Raw genomic sequence first — 19,967 nt, 5'->3', positions numbered from 1 at the left:
CATGCGCGCGAAGATCCTCTACTTCATCACGGCCGCGGTCCTGGTCGTGTACTTCGTCCTGGTCGGCAGCCGGGGCCTGATGCTGATCCGGCACGGGACCTGGCTCACCGTCACCTTCGGGGTGGCGGTTCTGATCCTGCCGGTCATCGGCGTCTGGTTCCTCTGGAAGAACACCCAGTTCGTCACCAAGGCCAACCAGCTCGGAGCCGAGCTGGAGGCCGAGGGCGGACTGCCCGTGGACGAGCTGGAGCGGGACAAGTACGGCCGGATCCTGCGGGACTCGGCCGACGAGGTCTTCGCGCGCCGCAGGGCCGAGACGGAGGACGCGCCGGGGGACTGGCGCAGCTGGTTCCGCCTCGCCATCGCCTACCACGACGCCCGCGACACCCCGCGGGCCCGCAAGGCCATGCAGCGGGCCATCTCCCTGCACGACGGAAAGCCCGTACAAGCCTGAGCCTGTACGGGCTTCCCGTGCGGGTGTGACGCCCTCTCGGGGGCGCTGGGGCGGACTGCCTCAGACCGGTACGGCCCGGTACTCGTCGGCCCAGGCCTCGACCGAGCCGGCGGCCCGGTCGAAGGCCTCGGTCCGCGACAGGAAATCGGCGTTGTGGTCGGTCAGCAGCACCGGCAGCTCGGCTCCGCCGCGCGCGGCGACCGTCAGGGCCTGGCCCTGCACGGTCCTCGGCAGTCCGAGCCAGCGCACGGGCTGCTGCACGGTGCGGACCTCGCCGACCTGGCTCCAGGGGATCGAGCGGGTCGTGAAGAACCCCGCCACGCGCAGCCCCTTGGGGCTCACCCAGACGCCCGTGCGCAGCAGCCGCAGGGCGGAGCCGACCACGGCGAGCGAGGCGAGCAGACCGCCCAGGGCGCCGGTCCAGGTGCCGGCCGCCACGATGATCACGGTGGCGAACAGCATGAACGAGCCGAGCAGGAGCAGCACGGCGGCGATGGCCACCCGCCAGGGCCCCGGACGGTAGGGGCGACGCCAGCGGTCGGGGTCTTCGTAGGGGAGCGTCTCCCCGGTGTCGTGCGCGTCGAATGCGCCGTCGGCCGTCAGGAAGGGCAGGGGCACGGCAGGACCTCACTCACATGCACGTTCGGTTGGGCTGTGCCCGTGAGGCTACCGCCCCTCGGAGGCCTCCGACTGCTGCGACTTCGCCGGTGCGTGGCTCGGCTGCAGTGCGGGGATGCCGAAGAGCAGGGACCCGACGAGCCCCGCGACGACGGTCAGTCCGACCAGACTACGGGCGGCGATCTGGGTCTTGCTCAAACTCTCGCGCGGCGGAGGAGTGACGTTGCTGCGGAATCGGTCGGCCTCGGCGACGAAGGCGAACGGGACGGGTTCGCGCCGGCGGAACATGGGGAACGACTCTCCTCGGGGTCAGGGCCCTTGGGGCGTGAGTGGCGGGACGGGCGGACGTTCTACGAAGTAGGACGTGCGAAAGGCCCGATCGGTGCCGATTTTCGGGACATTAACCAAATTTTATGGCGCTGCGTCAGCTCATGCAGCGGCTCGGCAGCCCGGGAGCGCGGTGGACCCCCGACCGCCCGTTCGGCCCCGCCGCCCGCAGTGCCCCGTATGTGTGGATCTTCCGGGTCCGCACGGATGTACGGAACAAGTCTGAAGTGTCCGTATTGCCACGTTTCGTAAAGTTCATCTAGGCTGATCAAACGGACCCGGCACTGCTTGAACCCCCGAGCAGGCAGTGCCGGGCTCCAACACCCTCATCACGTCCCCCGAGGGGACACCGCGAGCATGGCAGCGAGTAGCGTGTTACCCATGGCTCCGATCTCGACTCCGCAGACCCCCTTCGGGCGGGTCCTCACCGCCATGATCACGCCGTTTACGGCGGATGGCGCACTTGACCTCGACGGCGCGCAGCAGCTCGCCGTCCACTTGGTGGACGCAGGCAACGACGGCCTGATCATCAACGGAACCACCGGTGAGTCGCCGACCACCACTGACGCGGAGAAAAACGACCTCGTACGAGCCGTACTCGAAGCGGTCGGAGACCGGGCCCACGTGGTCGCCGGCATCGGCACCAATGACACCCGTCACACCCTCGAGCTGGCCCGCCAGGCCGAGCGCACCGGCGCTCACGGCCTGCTCGCGGTCACCCCGTACTACAGCAAGCCGCCGCAGGAGGGCCTCTTCCGGCACTTCACGGCGATCGCCGACGCCACCGAGCTCCCGGTCATGCTCTACGACATCCCGGGCCGCAGCGGTGTCCCGATCAATACGGAAACACTCGTCCGGCTGGCCGAGCACCCCCGTATCGTTGCCAACAAGGACGCCAAGGGCGACCTCGGACGCGCCAGCTGGGCCATCGCACAGAGCGGCCTGGCCTGGTACTCCGGTGACGACATGCTGAACCTGCCGCTCCTGTCGGTCGGCGCGTGCGGCTTCGTCTCCGTGGTCGGTCACGTGGTCACCCCCGAGCTCCGCGAGATGCTCGAGGCCCACCTGGGCGGCGACGTCCAGAAGGCCACCGAGATCCACCAGAAGCTGCTCCCCGTCTTCACCGGCATGTTCCGCACCCAGGGTGTGATCACCACCAAGGGCGCGCTGAACCTGCAGGGCCTGCCCGCGGGCCCGCTGCGGCTCCCGCTGGTCGAGCTGACCGCCGAAGAGACGGCGCAGCTCAAGATCGATCTTGCCGCCGGCGGGGTACAGCTCTGACATCAGACTTCACAACTGAATAAGCAGAACCACACAAGACAACAGCAAGTGCACGAATGACATGCGCGCCACGTGCCTCGACGGGTACGTGGCCGCGCGTGGTGAAGGAGAACCTTTTGAGCCATCCGCATCCTGAACTCGGTCCGCCGCCGAAGCTCCCCAAGGGCGGCCTTCGGGTCACCCCCCTGGGCGGGCTCGGTGAGATCGGCCGCAACATGACCGTCTTCGAGTTCGACGGCCGCCTGCTCATCGTCGACTGCGGTGTCCTCTTCCCCGAAGAGGAGCAGCCGGGCATCGACCTGATCCTGCCGGACTTCTCGTCCATCCGGGATCGCCTCGACGACATCGAGGGCATCGTCCTCACGCACGGCCACGAAGACCACATCGGCGCCGTCCCCTACCTCCTCCGGGAGAAGCCGGACATCCCGCTGATCGGCTCCAAGCTGACGCTGGCGCTCATCGAGGCCAAGCTCCAGGAGCACCGCATCCGCCCCTACACCCTCGAGGTGAAGGAAGGCGAGCGCGAGAACCTCGGCCCCTTCGACTGCGAGTTCGTCGCGGTCAACCACTCCATCCCGGACGCCCTGGCCGTGGCCATCCGCACCGGCGCCGGCATGGTCGTGTGCACCGGCGACTTCAAGATGGACCAGCTCCCGCTGGACAACCGCCTCACCGACCTGCACGCCTTCGCGCGTCTGAGCGAAGAGGGCATCGACCTTCTCCTCTCGGACTCGACGAACGCCGAGGTGCCGGGCTTCGTCCCGCCCGAGCGCGAGATCTCCAACGTCCTGCGCACGGTGTTCGCCAACGCCAACAACCGGATCATCGTGGCGAGCTTCGCGAGCCACGTGCACCGCATCCAGCAGATCCTCGACGCCGCTCACGAGTACGGCCGCAGGGTCGCCTTCGTCGGCCGCTCGATGGTCCGCAACATGGGCATCGCGCGCGACCTGGGCTACCTGAAGGTTCCGGCCGGCCTGGTCGTGGACGTCAAGACCCTCGACGACCTGCCGCCCCACGAGGTCGTCCTGGTCTGCACGGGTTCGCAGGGCGAGCCGATGGCGGCCCTGTCCCGCATGGCGAACCGCGACCACCAGATCCGGATCGTCCCGGGCGACACGGTCATCCTGGCCTCGTCGCTCATCCCGGGCAACGAGAACGCGGTCTACCGCGTGATCAACGGCCTGACCCGCTGGGGCGCCAACGTCGTGCACAAGGGCAACGCCAAGGTGCACGTCTCCGGCCACGCCTCCGCGGGCGAGCTGCTGTACTTCTACAACATCTGCAAGCCGCGGAACCTGATGCCGGTCCACGGCGAATGGCGCCACCTGCGCGCCAACGCAGAGCTCGGAGCCCTGACGGGCGTACCGAAGGACCGCATCGTCATCGCCGAGGACGGCGTCGTCGTCGACCTCATCGACGGCAAGGCCCGCATCTCGGGCAAGGTCCAGGCCGGCTACGTCTACGTGGACGGCCTCTCGGTCGGCGACGTCACCGAAGCCCACCTCAAGGACCGCAAGATCCTCGGTGACGAGGGCATCATCTCGGTCTACGTCGTGGTGGACAGCACCACGGGCAAGATCGTCAGCGGCCCGAACATCCAGGCCCGCGGCTCCGGCATCGAGGACTCGGCGTTCGCGTCCGTCCTGCCGAAGATCGAGGAAGCCATCGCCCGCGCCGCGGCCGACGGCGTCGCCGAGCCGCACCAGATCCAGCAGCTCATCCGTCGCACGATGGGCAAGTGGGTCTCGGACGGCTACCGCCGCCGCCCGATGATCCTCCCGGTCGTCGTCGAGGTCTGACCCTCGCCGTAGCGACCACACCGGAGCGGGGCAACCGGATTTGCATCCGGGGGCCCCGCTCCAGTACGTTTACGTCTCCACCTCGCACGACCCCCCGGCACACACGTGTGCCCGGCCGTGTCGATGCGGGCGGGTGGGATTCCAGAGCAGGGAAACCTGATAAAGTCTGGCTCGCCCGAAAGGGAATGGCTCTCCAATGGCCGTCCAATTCAAATCCAAGCCGACTGCGACTTTCGAGAAGCAGGGCACGGAAATGATCTGGTAGAGTTGGAATCGCCGGAAAGGGAAACGCGAAAGCGAAGAACTGGAAGGCGGAAAACAAGCGAGACAGACTCTGATAGAGTCTGAAACGCAAGAACAGAACAGAACGAAAGCCCGGAGGAAAGCCCGAGAGGGTGAGTACAAAGGAAGCGTCCGTTCCTTGAGAACTCAACAGCGTGCCAAAAATCAACGCCAAAAAGTTGATACCCCGTCCATTTCGGTGGATGAGGTTCCTTTGAAAAAGACCTGTGAGGTCGCAGCTTCGGCTGTGGTGCTTGCAGGCAATTACACAGCGAGGACGCAGTGGACGGTCGGTCTTATTCCGACATGACTGTCCCGCTCTAAGTGCGTGTGCACCCGATTACGGGTAAACATTCATGGAGAGTTTGATCCTGGCTCAGGACGAACGCTGGCGGCGTGCTTAACACATGCAAGTCGAACGATGAAGCCCTTCGGGGTGGATTAGTGGCGAACGGGTGAGTAACACGTGGGCAATCTGCCCTTCACTCTGGGACAAGCCCTGGAAACGGGGTCTAATACCGGATAACACTCCTGCCTGCATGGGCGGGGGTTAAAAGCTCCGGCGGTGAAGGATGAGCCCGCGGCCTATCAGCTTGTTGGTGGGGTAATGGCCCACCAAGGCGACGACGGGTAGCCGGCCTGAGAGGGCGACCGGCCACACTGGGACTGAGACACGGCCCAGACTCCTACGGGAGGCAGCAGTGGGGAATATTGCACAATGGGCGAAAGCCTGATGCAGCGACGCCGCGTGAGGGATGACGGCCTTCGGGTTGTAAACCTCTTTCAGCAGGGAAGAAGCGAAAGTGACGGTACCTGCAGAAGAAGCGCCGGCTAACTACGTGCCAGCAGCCGCGGTAATACGTAGGGCGCAAGCGTTGTCCGGAATTATTGGGCGTAAAGAGCTCGTAGGCGGCTTGTCACGTCGGATGTGAAAGCCCGAGGCTTAACCTCGGGTCTGCATTCGATACGGGCTAGCTAGAGTGTGGTAGGGGAGATCGGAATTCCTGGTGTAGCGGTGAAATGCGCAGATATCAGGAGGAACACCGGTGGCGAAGGCGGATCTCTGGGCCATTACTGACGCTGAGGAGCGAAAGCGTGGGGAGCGAACAGGATTAGATACCCTGGTAGTCCACGCCGTAAACGTTGGGAACTAGGTGTTGGCGACATTCCACGTCGTCGGTGCCGCAGCTAACGCATTAAGTTCCCCGCCTGGGGAGTACGGCCGCAAGGCTAAAACTCAAAGGAATTGACGGGGGCCCGCACAAGCAGCGGAGCATGTGGCTTAATTCGACGCAACGCGAAGAACCTTACCAAGGCTTGACATATACCGGAAAGCATTAGAGATAGTGCCCCCCTTGTGGTCGGTATACAGGTGGTGCATGGCTGTCGTCAGCTCGTGTCGTGAGATGTTGGGTTAAGTCCCGCAACGAGCGCAACCCTTGTCCTGTGTTGCCAGCATGCCCTTCGGGGTGATGGGGACTCACAGGAGACCGCCGGGGTCAACTCGGAGGAAGGTGGGGACGACGTCAAGTCATCATGCCCCTTATGTCTTGGGCTGCACACGTGCTACAATGGCCGGTACAATGAGCTGCGATACCGTGAGGTGGAGCGAATCTCAAAAAGCCGGTCTCAGTTCGGATTGGGGTCTGCAACTCGACCCCATGAAGTCGGAGTTGCTAGTAATCGCAGATCAGCATTGCTGCGGTGAATACGTTCCCGGGCCTTGTACACACCGCCCGTCACGTCACGAAAGTCGGTAACACCCGAAGCCGGTGGCCCAACCCGTAAGGGAGGGAGCTGTCGAAGGTGGGACTGGCGATTGGGACGAAGTCGTAACAAGGTAGCCGTACCGGAAGGTGCGGCTGGATCACCTCCTTTCTAAGGAGCACAGTACCGATTGCAGACAAACGTTCTGCACGGTCAGCTCAGGGTGGAACGTTGATTAGTTGGCACGGTTTCCTGGATGGATCACAAGTACTGCTTCGGCGTGGAAAGTGACTCACTGACGGGGGATCGTGCTTGGCACGTTGTTGGGTATCTGAGGGTACGGCCGTAAGGCTTTATCTTCGCGATGCCGGCCCCAGTGAACTCGCCAGCTTGTCTGGTGGGGTGATGGGTGGCTGGTCGTTGCTTGAGAACTACACAGTGGACGCGAGCATCTGTAGGCCAAGTTTTTAAGGGCGCACGGTGGATGCCTTGGCACCAGGAACCGATGAAGGACGTGAGAGGCCGCGATAGGCCCCGGGGAGCTGCCAACTGAGCTTTGATCCGGGGGTGTCCGAATGGGGAAACCCGGCAGTCGTCATGGGCTGTCACCCACTGCTGAACACATAGGCAGTGTGGAGGGAACGCGGGGAAGTGAAACATCTCAGTACCCGCAGGAAGAGAAAACAACCGTGATTCCGGGAGTAGTGGCGAGCGAAACCGGATGAGGCCAAACCGTATGCGTGTGATACCCGGCAGGGGTTGCGCATGCGGGGTTGTGGGAATTCTTTTGATCGGTCTGCCGGCCGGTCGGCGAGTCAGAAACCGTTGATGTAGTCGAAGGACATGCGAAAGGTCCGGCGTAGAGGGTAAGACCCCCGTAGACGAAACATCAGCGGCTTGCTTAAGAATCTCCCAAGTAGCACGGGGCCCGAGAAATCCCGTGTGAATCTGGCGGGACCACCCGCTAAGCCTAAATATTCCCTGGTGACCGATAGCGGATAGTACCGTGAGGGAATGGTGAAAAGTACCGCGGGAGCGGAGTGAAATAGTACCTGAAACCGTGTGCCTACAAGCCGTGGGAGCGTCGCCGTTATTCTTCGGAATAACGGTCGTGACTGCGTGCCTTTTGAAGAATGAGCCTGCGAGTTAGCGGTGTGTAGCGAGGTTAACCCGTGTGGGGAAGCCGTAGCGAAAGCGAGTCCGAATAGGGCGATTGAGTTGCACGCTCTAGACCCGAAGCGGAGTGATCTAGCCATGGGCAGGTTGAAGCGGAGGTAAGACTTCGTGGAGGACCGAACCCACCAGGGTTGAAAACCTGGGGGATGACCTGTGGTTAGGGGTGAAAGGCCAATCAAACTCCGTGATAGCTGGTTCTCCCCGAAATGCATTTAGGTGCAGCGTCACGTGTTTCTTGCCGGAGGTAGAGCACTGGATAGGCGATGGGCCCTACCGGGTTACTGACCTTAGCCAAACTCCGAATGCCGGTAAGTGAGAGCGTGGCAGTGAGACTGTGGGGGATAAGCTCCATGGTCGAGAGGGAAACAGCCCAGAGCATCGACTAAGGCCCCTAAGCGTACGCTAAGTGGGAAAGGATGTGGAGTCGCAGAGACAACCAGGAGGTTGGCTTAGAAGCAGCCACCCTTGAAAGAGTGCGTAATAGCTCACTGGTCAAGTGATTCCGCGCCGACAATGTAGCGGGGCTCAAGCGTACCGCCGAAGTCGTGTCATTGCAGCAATAGGGCCAACGCCTGCTGTGATGGGTAGGGGAGCGTCGTGTGCCGGGTGAAGCAGCAGCGGAAGCTAGTTGTGGACGGTTCACGAGTGAGAATGCAGGCATGAGTAGCGATACACACGTGAGAAACGTGTGCGCCGATTGACTAAGGGTTCCTGGGTCAAGCTGATCTGCCCAGGGTAAGTCGGGACCTAAGGCGAGGCCGACAGGCGTAGTCGATGGACAACCGGTTGATATTCCGGTACCCGCTTTGAAACGCCCAATATCGAATCAGGCGATGCTAAGCCCGTGAAGCCGTTCCGGACCCTTCGGGGAAAGGAAAGTGGTGGAGCCGGCGAACCAGACTTGTAGTAGGTAAGCGATGGGGTGACGCAGGAAGGTAGTCCAGCCCGGGCGGTGGTAGTCCCGGGGTAAGGGTGTAGGCCGAGGGGTAGGCAAATCCGTCCCTCATATAAGGCTGAGACCTGATGCCGAGCCGATTGTGGTGAAGTGGATGATCCTATGCTGTCGAGAAAAGCCTCTAGCGAGTTTCATGGCGGCCCGTACCCTAAACCGACTCAGGTGGTCAGGTAGAGAATACCGAGGCGTTCGGGTGAACTATGGTTAAGGAACTCGGCAAAATGCCCCCGTAACTTCGGGAGAAGGGGGGCCAGTCCTGGTGATCGGATTTACTCCGTGAGCTGGGGGTGGCCGCAGAGACCAGCGAGAAGCGACTGTTTACTAAAAACACAGGTCCGTGCGAAGCCGTAAGGCGATGTATACGGACTGACGCCTGCCCGGTGCTGGAACGTTAAGGGGACCGGTTAGTCACATTTCGGTGTGGCGAAGCTGAGAACTTAAGCGCCAGTAAACGGCGGTGGTAACTATAACCATCCTAAGGTAGCGAAATTCCTTGTCGGGTAAGTTCCGACCTGCACGAATGGCGTAACGACTTCTCGACTGTCTCAACCATAGGCCCGGTGAAATTGCACTACGAGTAAAGATGCTCGTTTCGCGCAGCAGGACGGAAAGACCCCGGGACCTTTACTATAGTTTGATATTGGTGTTCGGTTCGGCTTGTGTAGGATAGGTGGGAGACTTTGAAGCGGCCACGCCAGTGGTTGTGGAGTCGTCGTTGAAATACCACTCTGGTCGTGCTGGATGTCTAACCTCGGTCCGTGATCCGGATCAGGGACAGTGTCTGATGGGTAGTTTAACTGGGGCGGTTGCCTCCCAAAAAGTAACGGAGGCGCCCAAAGGTTCCCTCAGCCTGGTTGGCAATCAGGTGTTGAGTGTAAGTGCACAAGGGAGCTTGACTGTGAGACCGACGGGTCGAGCAGGGACGAAAGTCGGGACTAGTGATCCGGCGGTGGCTTGTGGAAGCGCCGTCGCTCAACGGATAAAAGGTACCCCGGGGATAACAGGCTGATCTTCCCCAAGAGTCCATATCGACGGGATGGTTTGGCACCTCGATGTCGGCTCGTCGCATCCTGGGGCTGGAGTCGGTCCCAAGGGTTGGGCTGTTCGCCCATTAAAGCGGTACGCGAGCTGGGTTTAGAACGTCGTGAGACAGTTCGGTCCCTATCCGCTGTGCGCGTAGGAATATTGAGAAGGGCTGTCCCTAGTACGAGAGGACCGGGACGGACGAACCTCTGGTGTGCCAGTTGTCCTGCCAAGGGCATGGCTGGTTGGCTACGTTCGGGAGGGATAACCGCTGAAAGCATCTAAGCGGGAAGCCTGCTTCAAGATGAGTATTCCCACCTCCTTGAGAGGGTAAGGCTCCCAGTAGACGACTGGGTTGATAGGCCAGATGTGGAAGCCCGGTAACGGGTGGAGCTGACTGGTACTAATAGGCCGAGGGCTTGTCCTCAGTTGCTCGCGTCCACTGTGTTAGTTCTGAAGTAACGAACTGTGTTCATATCCGGTTGGTTAACTTCATAGTGTTTCGGTGGTCATAGCGTTAGGGAAACGCCCGGTTTACATTCCGAACCCGGAAGCTAAGCCTTTCAGCGCCGATGGTACTGCAGGGGGGACCCTGTGGGAGAGTAGGACGCCGCCGAACAACCCGCCCTTTTAGCTCAGTCGGTAGAGCGTCTCCATGGTAAGGAGAAGGTCAACGGTTCGATTCCGTTAAAGGGCTCCAAAACGAGAAGGCCCCCGCCATTGGCGGGGGCCTTTTTGCGTTCCCCGAGTCCTCCCTGCATATCCTTCGGTTTGATCTTGAGGATGTTGTTCATGGGGAGGAATGCGTGATGTCGGATCAGACTCCGGCCGAGGCCGAGTTCGAGCAGGCCTGGGCCGACGAGAGGTATACCCGGGCGGTTCTGCCGGACGTGGACGTGAACCGGATCCTGGGGGAGCGGTACGTCGTCGCCGAGCCGGTGGCCCTGGACCGGGCGGGGATCTGGGACATGGAGGTCCGGAAGGCCGGCAATCCGGGTGCCTTCATTCCGTACGTCATCAAGGAGGGTTCTGCCTCCGCCTGGGTGCCGGGCCGGGCCGGTGCGGAGCTGGGAGCAGAGTTCGTCAGGCAGTCGCAGCAGAGGCTGTGGCTCGAGCCGGACGTGTACGGACTCGTGCTCGAAGAGACGTACCTGAACCACGAGAAGCAGGTGGTCACCTTCCTCGGCCGGGAGACCTTCTCCGACGTGCAGGGCGTGCCCCTGCACGCGGACGACCGCCAGCCGCTGTTCCACGTACAGCACGGGGTCGCGGGTACGGACGAGCAGCCGCTCAACACCTGGCGGATCGTGCTGCTGACCGATCAGCCGGATGACCGGCTGGTGGAGGTCTTCGACCGGATGGCCGGTGACCCTTGGCTGCCCGAGTTCGTCGAGCGCTACGTTCAGGACGTGCTCGGGATCGCGCTGACGCGTCGGGACGACGTCTGAGGGACGGCGTGGAAGGGCCTCTGCCTGGTGGCGGGGGCCCTTTTGTGCGTGAGGGGGGTCCGGGGCTTCCCGTCAAGCCCCGAATCTTCGGGCCGTGACCAGGGGCGGGGCTCGGGGCGCAATGGGATCAGCAGGAGTTCCCAGGCCCTCGATCCACGGGAGGAACGCTCATGAACACCGACCGGATCCGACACCTCGCCCACACGTTCAGGACGGCCCTGGCCGCCGAGGGCGCCTCCCCGTCCACGCCCCCGTCCGTGTCCCCTTCCCGGTCCGCCGCCGGCCGTGATTCCTTCGTCGAGACGGGCAGTGCCCCCTGGACCGGGGAAATGGCGGCCCCGTCGTTCATGATCCTGGTGCCGGGGCCCCGCCGCTGAGGCGAAGGGCGCGACGGTGCTCAGTCGCCGTCGCGCTGCCGGGGCATGCGGAAGGCGAGGATGGCCATGTCGTCGGAGGCCGGTTCGGCGGCGAAGCGTTCCACCGCGCGCAGGACGCGGGAGGCGACGGCGCCGGCGGTGAGGCCCGTACAGGTGGTGAGGACCTCTGCGAGGCCGTCGTCGCCGAGCATGCGCGTGCCCTCGCGGCGTTCGGTGACGCCGTCGGTGACGCAGAGGAGCACGTCGCCGGGATCCAGGGTGAGGGTCTGCTCGTAGAGGTCCAGGTCGTCGAGGACGCCGAGGAGGGGCTGCGGGTCGGCGGCGGAGGTCACCTCGCCGTTCGGGCGCAGGCGCAGCGGCAGCGGGTGACCCGCGCAGACGACCTTCATGTGGGCGCCGCCGTCGGGCTGCGGGTGCAGCTCGCCGTACAGGAGGGTGAGGAAGCGGCTGCGGTCGCCCTCGTCGAGGATCGCCGCGTTGAGGCGTTCCAGGACGGCCGGGCCGCCGAGGCCCTCGCGGGCCAGGAGGCGCAGGGCGTGGCGGGCCAGGCCCGTGACGGCGGCCGCCTCCGGGCCGGTACCGCAGACGTCGCCGATGGCGAACCCGTAGACGCCGGGGCGGATCGGGAAGACGTCGTAGAAGTCGCCGCCCACCTCGTTGCCCTCGCCGGCCGCGCGGTAGATGACCTCGACCTCGATGCCGGGGATGGTCGGGGAGCCGGGCGGCAGCAGGCTGCGCTGGAGCGAGCGGCTGATGGCGGTGCGCTCGGAGTACAGGCGGGCGTTGTCCAGGGCGAGGGCGGCGCGGCGGGAGAGGTCCTCGGCGAGTTCGAGGATCTCCTGCCGGAAGTGCTCCTCGGAGGGCTTGCCGAGGGTCAGCATGCCGATGACGCGGTTGCGGGCGAGGAGCGGGAGGACCACCGTCTCGCCGCCGACCGCGAGGGAGGTCTCGGGCCAGGGACGGGCGCCGGACTCGCGGACCGGTTCGGGCGGGCTGACCTGGGCGAGCAGGGCCTTGAGGCCGTCGATGCGTTCCTCGTCCTCGTGCAGGACGTAGGAGAGGAACGGGTCGGAGGCCGGGTCGGCGATGGTGTAGACGGCGCACCAGGTGGCGAGGGTGGGGACGGTCATCTGGGCCATGAGGGCCAGGGTCTGGTCCCGGTCGAGGGTGCCGGCGAGGAGGTCGGAGGCCTCGACGAGGAAGGACAGGGAGCCGCGGCGCAGTCGTTCGAGCTCGCCGAGGCGGGCCGATTCCACGGCGAGGGCGATCCGGTCCGCGGCGAATTGCAAGCGCAGGGCGTCGTCGTTGGAGTAGCGGCCGGGGACTTCGGCGGCGACCCCGAGGGAGCCGGTCAGGCGGCCTTCGACCTTGAGGGGGACGGTGATGGCGGAGCGCATGCCGGTGGCTTCCAGCAGGGGTACCGCACCGGGGACGACGACGAGGTCCTCGTGGACGGCGGGCATGCGGGCGCTGCCGTACCGGTTGGTGCCGGCTTCGACGGGGACGCGGGCGAAGCGCTGGCGGGTGGAGGGCAGGCCGGTGGTGGCGCGGACTTCGAGCTCGGTCTCGTCGTCGGTGGCGAGGAGGAGGAAGGCGGAGTCGGCGTCGAGGAGGTCGCGGGCGCGTTCCACGGTGCGCTGGAGGAGGCCGTCGAGGTCGTCGGGGGCGGGGGAGCCGATGAAGATCTCGAAGGGGTCCGTGGGGCGGGACTCGGTGAGCTGGCCACCGTCCATGGGGACCCGTACGGGGCTCTGCAGCAGGGCCCGCTCGTCGTCGTGCACGAGCAGGCAGACGATGGAGGGCTCGCCGTGGGCATCGCGGACCCGCAGGTGGGAGGCGTAGATGGGGATGACGCGGCCGTCGGCGCCGCGGATGCCGTAGCTGCCCTCCCAGCGGGACAGGCGCAGGGCCTCGGCGATGCCGGTACCGGTGCCGGGGGTCTGCGGCCAGGCGGCGAGCTCGGCGAGCGGGCGGCCGACCGCCTTCGAGGCGAGGTGGCCGAAGATGATCTCGGCGTCCTCGTTCCAGGCGGAGACGGTGCCGGCGGAGTCGATCTGGAGGACGGCTACGCGGACCCGGCTGTCGGCCAGGGGGAGGAGCTGGTCGGGGACGACGGGCCCCGCGGAGCGGGTACCGACCGGACGGTCCGGCATGTCGAGCCGAAACCACACGTGCTTGTGCGTGGCCGTGTACTCGACGCCCCAGCGGGTGGCGAGGGCGGCGCAGAGCATGAGCCCGCGGCCGTTCTCGCGGTCGGGATCGGCGTACGGGCGCTCGCCGGGGTGCTGGAGCGGGAGCTCGCGCTCCGGGTAGCGGTCGGCGACCTCGACCCGTACGCCGTCCTCGGTGCGCAGGCACAGGACCTCGGCGCGGGTGCCGGCGTGGACCACGGCGTTGGTGACGAGCTCGCTGGTGAGGACCACCGCGTCGTCGACGATGTCCGAGAAACCCCAGCCCTGGAGGGTGTCGCGGACGAATGCGCGGGCAGCAGCGACTGAACGCCCCTGTGGATCGAAACTGGCAGCCGCCCGTGCCGTGATCACAAGTCTCCTTCGACGCGGTGGACAACGGATGCCAGGTTACTTACCTTCACGGTCGCCATGGTGCCGTCGTCTGGGAATCCACCCGCAGGGTGCGGCCGGTGTGCGATGGTGCCGGAGTGTTATGGCCGGGTTCGGCCGGGGTGAAACACTGGGCAGGCTTGGAGTCACGCAGTTGATGGGCACGGCGTAAGTGGACGCAGTCTGATGAACAAGATGCCCGGTGGAACAGTGGTCGACCCCTTCGGGAGGGACACGGTGGAGGCTGGCGCGGCGGTGCGGCGTACGGGAACGCGCCCGAAGGGAGGACGCTCCCGGCGGGGCGTGACGACGGAAGTCGATACCGCGGCCCTGAACAGGCTGCTCACGGCCTTGGTGTCGATGCGGGACGGTAACTTCCGCAAGCGGCTGACGGTGTCCGGCGACGGGGTGATGGCGGAGATCGCCGCCGTATACAACGAGGTCGCCGACCGCAATCTCCACCTGACCGGGGAGCTGTCCCGCGTGCGGCGCATGGTCGGTCGCGAGGGCAAGCTCAGCGAACGGCTGGAAACAGGCGCCTGCGAGGGCTCCTGGGCGGCCGCGATCGACGCCTCGAACCAGCTGGTGGACGACCTGGCCCGGCCGGTGTCCGAGGTGGGCCGGGTGCTGTCGGCGGTCGCCGAGGGCGATCTCGACCAGCGCATGGACCTGCGGACCCAGGCCGCGGAGGGTGCCGGGCACCCGCTGCGCGGGGAGTTCCTGAAGGTCGGGCGGACGGTCAACAACCTGGTCGACCAGCTCTCCGCGTTCACCGACGAGGTGACGCGGGTGGCGCTGGAGGTCGGTACCGAGGGCAAGCTCGGCGGCCAGGCGCAGGTGCGCGGAATGTCCGGATCCTGGAAGGATCTGACCGACTCCGTCAACACGATGGCGTACCGGCTCACCGCCCAGGTGCGTGACATTGCTCTCGTGACGACGGCGGTGGCCAAGGGCGATCTGTCGCGCAAGGTCACGGTGCACGTGGCCGGCGAGATGCTCCAGCTGAAGAACACCGTGAACACGATGGTGGACCAGCTGTCCTCGTTCTCCTCCGAGGTGACCCGCGTGGCCCGCGAGGTGGGTACGGAGGGTGAGCTCGGCGGCCAGGCGAAGGTGCCCGGGGTCGCGGGCGTGTGGAAGGACCTGACCGACTCCGTCAACACCATGGCCGGCAACCTGACGGCCCAGGTGCGCGGCATCGCGCAGGTGACCACGGCGGTGGCCAACGGCGACCTGTCGCAGAAGGTCCGGGTCAGCGCGCGCGGCGAGGTCGCGCAACTGGCCGAAACGATCAACCAGATGACCGAGACGCTACGGACCTTCGCGGACGAGGTCACGCGCGTGGCCAGCGAGGTCGGGGCCAAGGGAACGCTCGGTGGCCAGGCGCAGGTGCCGGGCGCGGCGGGTACGTGGAAGGACCTCACCGACTCGGTGAACACGGTCTTCCGCAACCTCACCACGCAGGTGCGGGACATCGCGACCGTGACGACGGCGGTGGCCAACGGCGATCTGTCGCAGAAGGTCACCGTGAACGTGGCCGGCGAAATGCTGGAGTTGAAGAACACCGTCAACACGATGGTGGACCAGCTCCAGTCCTTTGGTGCCGAAGTGACGCGGGTGGCCCGTGAGGTCGGCGTCGAGGGCGAGCTGGGCGGGCAGGCGCAGGTGCCGGGCGCGGCCGGGACGTGGAAGGACCTCACCGACTCGGTGAACACCGCCTTCCGCAACCTCACCGGGCAGGTCCGCAACATCGCCCAGGTGACCACGGCGGTGGCCAACGGCGACCTGTCGCAGAAGGTCACGGTCGACGTCTCCGGCGAGATGCTGCAGCTGAAGAACACCGTGAACACGATGGTGGACCAGCTGTCCTCCTTCGCCGACCAGGTCACGCGGATGGCGCGGGACGTGGGCACGGAGGGCCGGCTCGGCGGCCAGGCGCGGGTCGAGGGGGTGTCCGGCACCTGGAAGGAGCTCACCGACTCCGTCAACTTCATGGCCGGGAACCTGACCTCCCAGGTGCGCCAGATCGCCCAGGTGACCACGGCGGTGGCCCGCGGCGACCTCTCCCAGAAGATCGACGTGGACGCCCGAGGCGAGATCCTGGAGCTGAAGAACACCATCAACACGATGGTCGACCAGCTCTCGGCCTTCGCCGAGCAGGTGACCCGGGTGGCCCGGGACGTGGGTACGGAGGGCCGGCTCGGCGGTCAGGCGCAGGTGCCCGGTGTGGCCGGTGTGTGGCGCGACCTGACGGACTCCGTGAACGGCATGGCCGGGAACCTGACCTCGCAGGTCCGCAACATCGCGCAGGTGGCCACCGCGGTGGCGCGCGGCGACCTGTCGCAGAAGATCGAGGTCGATGCCCGGGGCGAGATCCTGGAGCTGAAGAACACCCTCAACACGATGGTGGACCAGCTCTCGAACTTCGCGGAGCAGGTAACCCGGGTGGCCCGGGAGGTGGGCACCGAGGGCATCCTGGGCGGCCAGGCGGAGGTGAAGGGGGTCTCCGGTACCTGGAAGGACCTCACGCAGTCCGTCAATTTCATGGCGAACAACCTGACCTCGCAGGTGCGCAACATCGCCGAGGTGACCACGGCGGTCGCCATGGGCGACCTCTCCAAGAAGATCACCGTCGATGCCAAGGGCGAGATCCTGGAGCTCGTCACCACGGTGAACACGATGGTGGACCAGCTGTCCTCCTTCGCCGAGCAGGTGACGCGGGTGGCCCGCGAGGTGGGTACCGAGGGCATCCTCGGCGGCCAGGCCCGGGTGCGCGGGGTCACCGGCATCTGGAAGGACCTCAGCGACAACGTCAACACGATGGCCGGCAATCTGACGGCCCAGGTGCGCGGGATCGCGCAGGTGTCGACCGCGGTGGCCAACGGCGACCTGACCAAGACGGTCACCGTCGAGGCGCGCGGCGAGGTCGCGCAGCTCGCCGACACCGTCAACACGATGGTCAAGACCCTGTCCTCCTTCGCCGACGAGGTCACGCGCGTGGCCCGCGAGGTGGGCACGGAAGGCCGGCTCGGCGGCCAGGCGCACGTGCCCGGGGTCTCCGGGACCTGGAAGGACCTCACCGACTCGGTGAACTTCATGGCCTCCAACCTCACCGGCCAGGTGCGGCAGATCGCCATGGTCACGACCGCCATCGCCAAGGGCGACATGACCAAGAAGATCGACATCGATGCGCGCGGGGAGATCCTGGAGCTCAAGACCACGATCAACACGATGGTCGACCAGCTGTCCTCCTTCGCCGACCAGGTGACCCGTGTGGCCCGCGAGGTGGGTACGGAGGGCATCCTCGGCGGCCAGGCGCGGGTCCGGGACGTGGACGGCACCTGGCGGGACCTGACCGAGTCCGTGAACGAGATGGCCGGGAACCTCACCCGGCAGGTGCGCGCCATCGCGGCCGTGGCCACCGCGGTGACCCGGGGCGACCTCAACCTGAAGATCGACGTGGACGCCGCCGGCGAGATCCAGGTCCTCCAGGACAACCTCAACACGATGATCGCCAACCTGCGCGACACCACCTTGGCCAACAAGGAGCAGGACTGGCTCAAGGGCAACCTCGCCCGCATCTCCGCCCTGATGCAGGGCCGCCGCGAGCTGGACGACGTGGCCTCGCTGATCATGAGCGAGCTGACGCCGGTGGTCTCCGCGCAGCACGGGGCGTTCTTCCTGGCGCTGCCGACCGGGGGGACCACCGAGATCGGGACCGACGGGGGCGCGGACGGCTCGTACGAGCTGCGGATGCGAGGGAGTTACGCGTACGCCGGCGGGCAGATGCCCATCTCCTTCCGGCCGGGCGAGGGGCTGATCGGGATGGTCGCCGAGGAGAAGCGGATGGTGCTCATCGAGAACACCCCGCCCGGCTACCTGAAGATCTCCTCAGGGCTCGGCGAGGCACCGCCCGCGCACGTGATCGTGCTGCCGGTGCTCTTCGAGGGGAAGGTGCTCGGCGTCATCGAGCTGGCCTCCTTCCAGCCCTTCACGCAGATCCAGAAGGATTTCCTCAGCCAGATCGCCGAGATGATCGGTACGAGCGTCAACACCATCTCCGTCAACTCCAAGACGGAGATGCTGCTCAAGCAGTCGCAGGAGATGACCGAGCAGCTGCGCGAGCGCTCCGACGAGCTGGAGAACCGGCAGAAGGCCCTGCAGGCGGCCAACGCCGAGCTGGAGGAGAAGGCCGAGCTGCTGGCCCAGCAGAACCGGGACATCGAGGTGAAGAACACCGAGATCGAGGAGGCCCGGCAGGTCCTGGAGGAGCGCGCCGAGCAGCTCGCGGTCTCGATGCGGTACAAGAGCGAGTTCCTGGCGAACATGTCCCACGAGCTGCGGACCCCGCTCAACTCCCTGCTGATCCTGGCCAAGCTGCTCGCCGACAACGCGGACGAGAACCTCTCGCCGAAGCAGGTGGAGTTCGCCGAGACCATCCACGGGGCCGGCTCCGACCTGCTCCAGCTGATCAACGACATCCTCGACCTGTCGAAGGTCGAGGCCGGGAAGATGGACGTCTCCCCGACGCGGATCGCGCTGGTCCAGCTCGTCGACTACGTGGAGGCCACCTTCCGGCCGCTGACCGCGGAGAAGGGGCTCGACTTCTCGGTACGGGTCTCCCCGGAGCTCCCCGCCACCCTGCACACCGACGAGCAGCGGCTGCTCCAGGTGCTGCGCAACCTGCTGTCGAACGCGGTGAAGTTCACCGACACCGGGGCGGTGGAGCTGGTGATCCGGCCCGCCGGGGCCGATGTGCCCATCGCGATCCGCGAGCAGCTCCTCGAGGCCGGTTCGCTGCGGGAGGCCGACGCCGACCTGATCGCCTTCTCGGTGACCGACACCGGGATCGGGATCGCCGCGAGCAAGATGCTGGTGATCTTCGAGGCGTTCAAGCAGGCCGACGGGACCACCAGCCGCAAGTACGGCGGCACCGGCCTCGGACTGTCCATCAGCCGGGAGATCGCCCGGCTGTTGGGCGGGGAGATCCACGCGGCGAGCGAGCCCGGGCGCGGGTCGACCTTCACGCTGTACCTGCCGCTGCACCCGAGCGAGCTGCCCCCGCAGGGGTACGCGCCGCCGACGCCCGGCGGGGCGCGCGGGGAGCTGTACCGCCGCCCTGCCGCCGAGGAGGCGCGGCCCGAACTGCCGGCGGCGCCGGTGGCGCAGGGCCCCGTAGCGTCCATGGGGCCGATGGCACTGCCGCGGGCCGGGGAACCGGTCGGGCAGGGGTCTTCGGCGCTGTTCCGGCGGCGCCGCAAGGCGATGGCCGAGCCGCCACTGCGGGCGGAAGTGCCCGGGCAGGGCGACGCGGAGGCGTGGTCCGTCGAGGAGCCGCTGCCCACGGCGCCGCGGACGTACGACTTCCACGGCGAGCGGGTGCTGATCGTGGACGACGACGTGCGCAACGTCTTCGCGCTGACCAGCGTGCTGGAACAGCACGGTCTGGCGGTGCTGTACGCGGAGAACGGCCGGGAGGGCATCGAGGTCCTGGAACAGCACGACGACGTGGCGCTCGTGCTGATGGACATCATGATGCCGGAGATGGACGGGTACGCGACGACCTCGGCGATCCGGCGGATGCCCCAGTTCGAGGGGCTGCCGATCATCGCGCTGACGGCGAAGGCCATGAAGGGCGACCGGGAGAAGGCGATCGAGTCCGGTGCCTCGGACTACGTGACCAAGCCGGTGGAGCCCGACTATCTACTGTCGGTCATGGAAGGGCACATGCGCGGGGCCGGGGCGTGATCGGTCGGGCGGAGGGGGACTCCCGAGGGAACCTTCTGCCCTTCCACCACGTTTCCGCTTCGTGCGCTGTGACATCTTGGTGACAGGGTGTGGCGATCTCGGGACTGGGGCTACGATGACCGGCACAAGGACGGACGGCGCAAGGATGCCGTCCTCTGGGGCGGGGCCCGGCGCACAGGCCGGAGCCAGGAGCCGGGGAGGCCCCATG

At 65.9% G+C, this 19,967-nt stretch carries 9 protein-coding genes, 1 tRNA gene and 3 rRNA genes; 10 read left to right on the top strand and 3 right to left on the bottom strand.

Going from position 1 to position 19,967, the window contains the following annotated elements:
- Position 1: 1 nt before the first annotated feature.
- Positions 2 to 454 carry a hypothetical protein gene (locus ACE1OC_RS11635; protein WP_266954845.1) on the top strand — a complete coding sequence of 151 codons (453 nt, stop codon included), beginning with the start codon at positions 2 to 4 and terminating at the stop codon, positions 452 to 454.
- 60 nt (positions 455 to 514) lie between these two features.
- Here the strand turns inward: ACE1OC_RS11635 and ACE1OC_RS11630 are convergent, their stop codons facing one another.
- Together ACE1OC_RS11630 and ACE1OC_RS11625 are read right to left on the bottom strand one after the other, a co-directional pair.
- The gene (locus tag ACE1OC_RS11630) at positions 515 to 1,072 is read right to left on the bottom strand and encodes a PH domain-containing protein (RefSeq protein WP_407836969.1); all 558 of its coding nucleotides are present in this window, start codon (positions 1,070 to 1,072) and stop codon (positions 515 to 517) included.
- Positions 1,073 to 1,120: 48 nt separating this feature from the next.
- On the bottom strand, positions 1,121 to 1,360 hold the full coding sequence (locus tag ACE1OC_RS11625; RefSeq protein ID WP_243337485.1) for a hypothetical protein: 240 nt from the start codon (positions 1,358 to 1,360) through the stop codon (positions 1,121 to 1,123).
- A 420-nt stretch (positions 1,361 to 1,780) separates the two neighbouring features.
- Between ACE1OC_RS11625 and dapA the strand changes: the two genes are divergently transcribed.
- The 8 genes from dapA (at position 1,781) to ACE1OC_RS11585 (ending at position 11,450) form a co-directional block, all read left to right on the top strand.
- Positions 1,781 to 2,680, top strand: a complete 900-nt coding sequence (gene dapA / locus ACE1OC_RS11620) for a 4-hydroxy-tetrahydrodipicolinate synthase (RefSeq protein ID WP_250749196.1) — start codon at positions 1,781 to 1,783, stop codon at positions 2,678 to 2,680.
- 116 nt (positions 2,681 to 2,796) lie between these two features.
- On the top strand, positions 2,797 to 4,482 hold the full coding sequence (locus ACE1OC_RS11615; RefSeq protein WP_399380031.1) for a ribonuclease J: 1,686 nt from the start codon (positions 2,797 to 2,799) through the stop codon (positions 4,480 to 4,482).
- Positions 4,483 to 5,117: 635 nt separating this feature from the next.
- Positions 5,118 to 6,642 (top strand): 16S ribosomal RNA (locus ACE1OC_RS11610).
- Between the two features lie 286 nt (positions 6,643 to 6,928).
- Positions 6,929 to 10,052: ribosomal RNA gene (locus ACE1OC_RS11605) — 23S ribosomal RNA — on the top strand.
- A gap of 74 nt (positions 10,053 to 10,126) precedes the next feature.
- Positions 10,127 to 10,244: ribosomal RNA gene (gene rrf, locus ACE1OC_RS11600) — 5S ribosomal RNA — on the top strand.
- The 16S, 23S and 5S rRNA genes sit together here with 1 tRNA gene alongside, the layout of an rRNA operon.
- Positions 10,245 to 10,249: 5 nt before the next feature.
- Positions 10,250 to 10,325 (top strand) — tRNA-Thr (locus ACE1OC_RS11595).
- Positions 10,326 to 10,434: 109 nt separating this feature from the next.
- Positions 10,435 to 11,073 (top strand): hypothetical protein, encoded by a 639-nt coding sequence (locus ACE1OC_RS11590; protein ID WP_407836968.1) that lies wholly within the window; start codon positions 10,435 to 10,437, stop codon positions 11,071 to 11,073.
- A 170-nt stretch (positions 11,074 to 11,243) separates the two neighbouring features.
- Positions 11,244 to 11,450 (top strand): hypothetical protein, encoded by a 207-nt coding sequence (locus ACE1OC_RS11585; protein ID WP_407836967.1) that lies wholly within the window; start codon positions 11,244 to 11,246, stop codon positions 11,448 to 11,450.
- 20 nt (positions 11,451 to 11,470) lie between these two features.
- Here ACE1OC_RS11585 and ACE1OC_RS11580 read toward each other — a convergent pair whose 3' ends face one another.
- Complete coding sequence (locus tag ACE1OC_RS11580; protein ID WP_407836966.1) at positions 11,471 to 13,993, bottom strand: SpoIIE family protein phosphatase; 2,523 nt, start codon at positions 13,991 to 13,993, stop codon at positions 11,471 to 11,473.
- Positions 13,994 to 14,248: 255 nt separating this feature from the next.
- Here ACE1OC_RS11580 and ACE1OC_RS11575 point away from each other — a divergent pair, with 255 nt between their 5' ends.
- Positions 14,249 to 19,759 carry a HAMP domain-containing protein gene (locus ACE1OC_RS11575; RefSeq protein WP_407841536.1) on the top strand — a complete coding sequence of 1,837 codons (5,511 nt, stop codon included), beginning with the start codon at positions 14,249 to 14,251 and terminating at the stop codon, positions 19,757 to 19,759.
- Positions 19,760 to 19,967: the final 208 nt, after the last annotated feature.

Origin of the sequence: Streptomyces stoeckheimensis, from assembly GCF_045822005.1 — a bacterium.
GTDB lineage: Bacteria > Actinomycetota > Actinomycetes > Streptomycetales > Streptomycetaceae > Streptomyces > Streptomyces stoeckheimensis.
The sequence above is the reverse complement of the archived record's forward strand: the minus strand, read 5'-3'. Positions and strand labels throughout refer to the sequence as shown.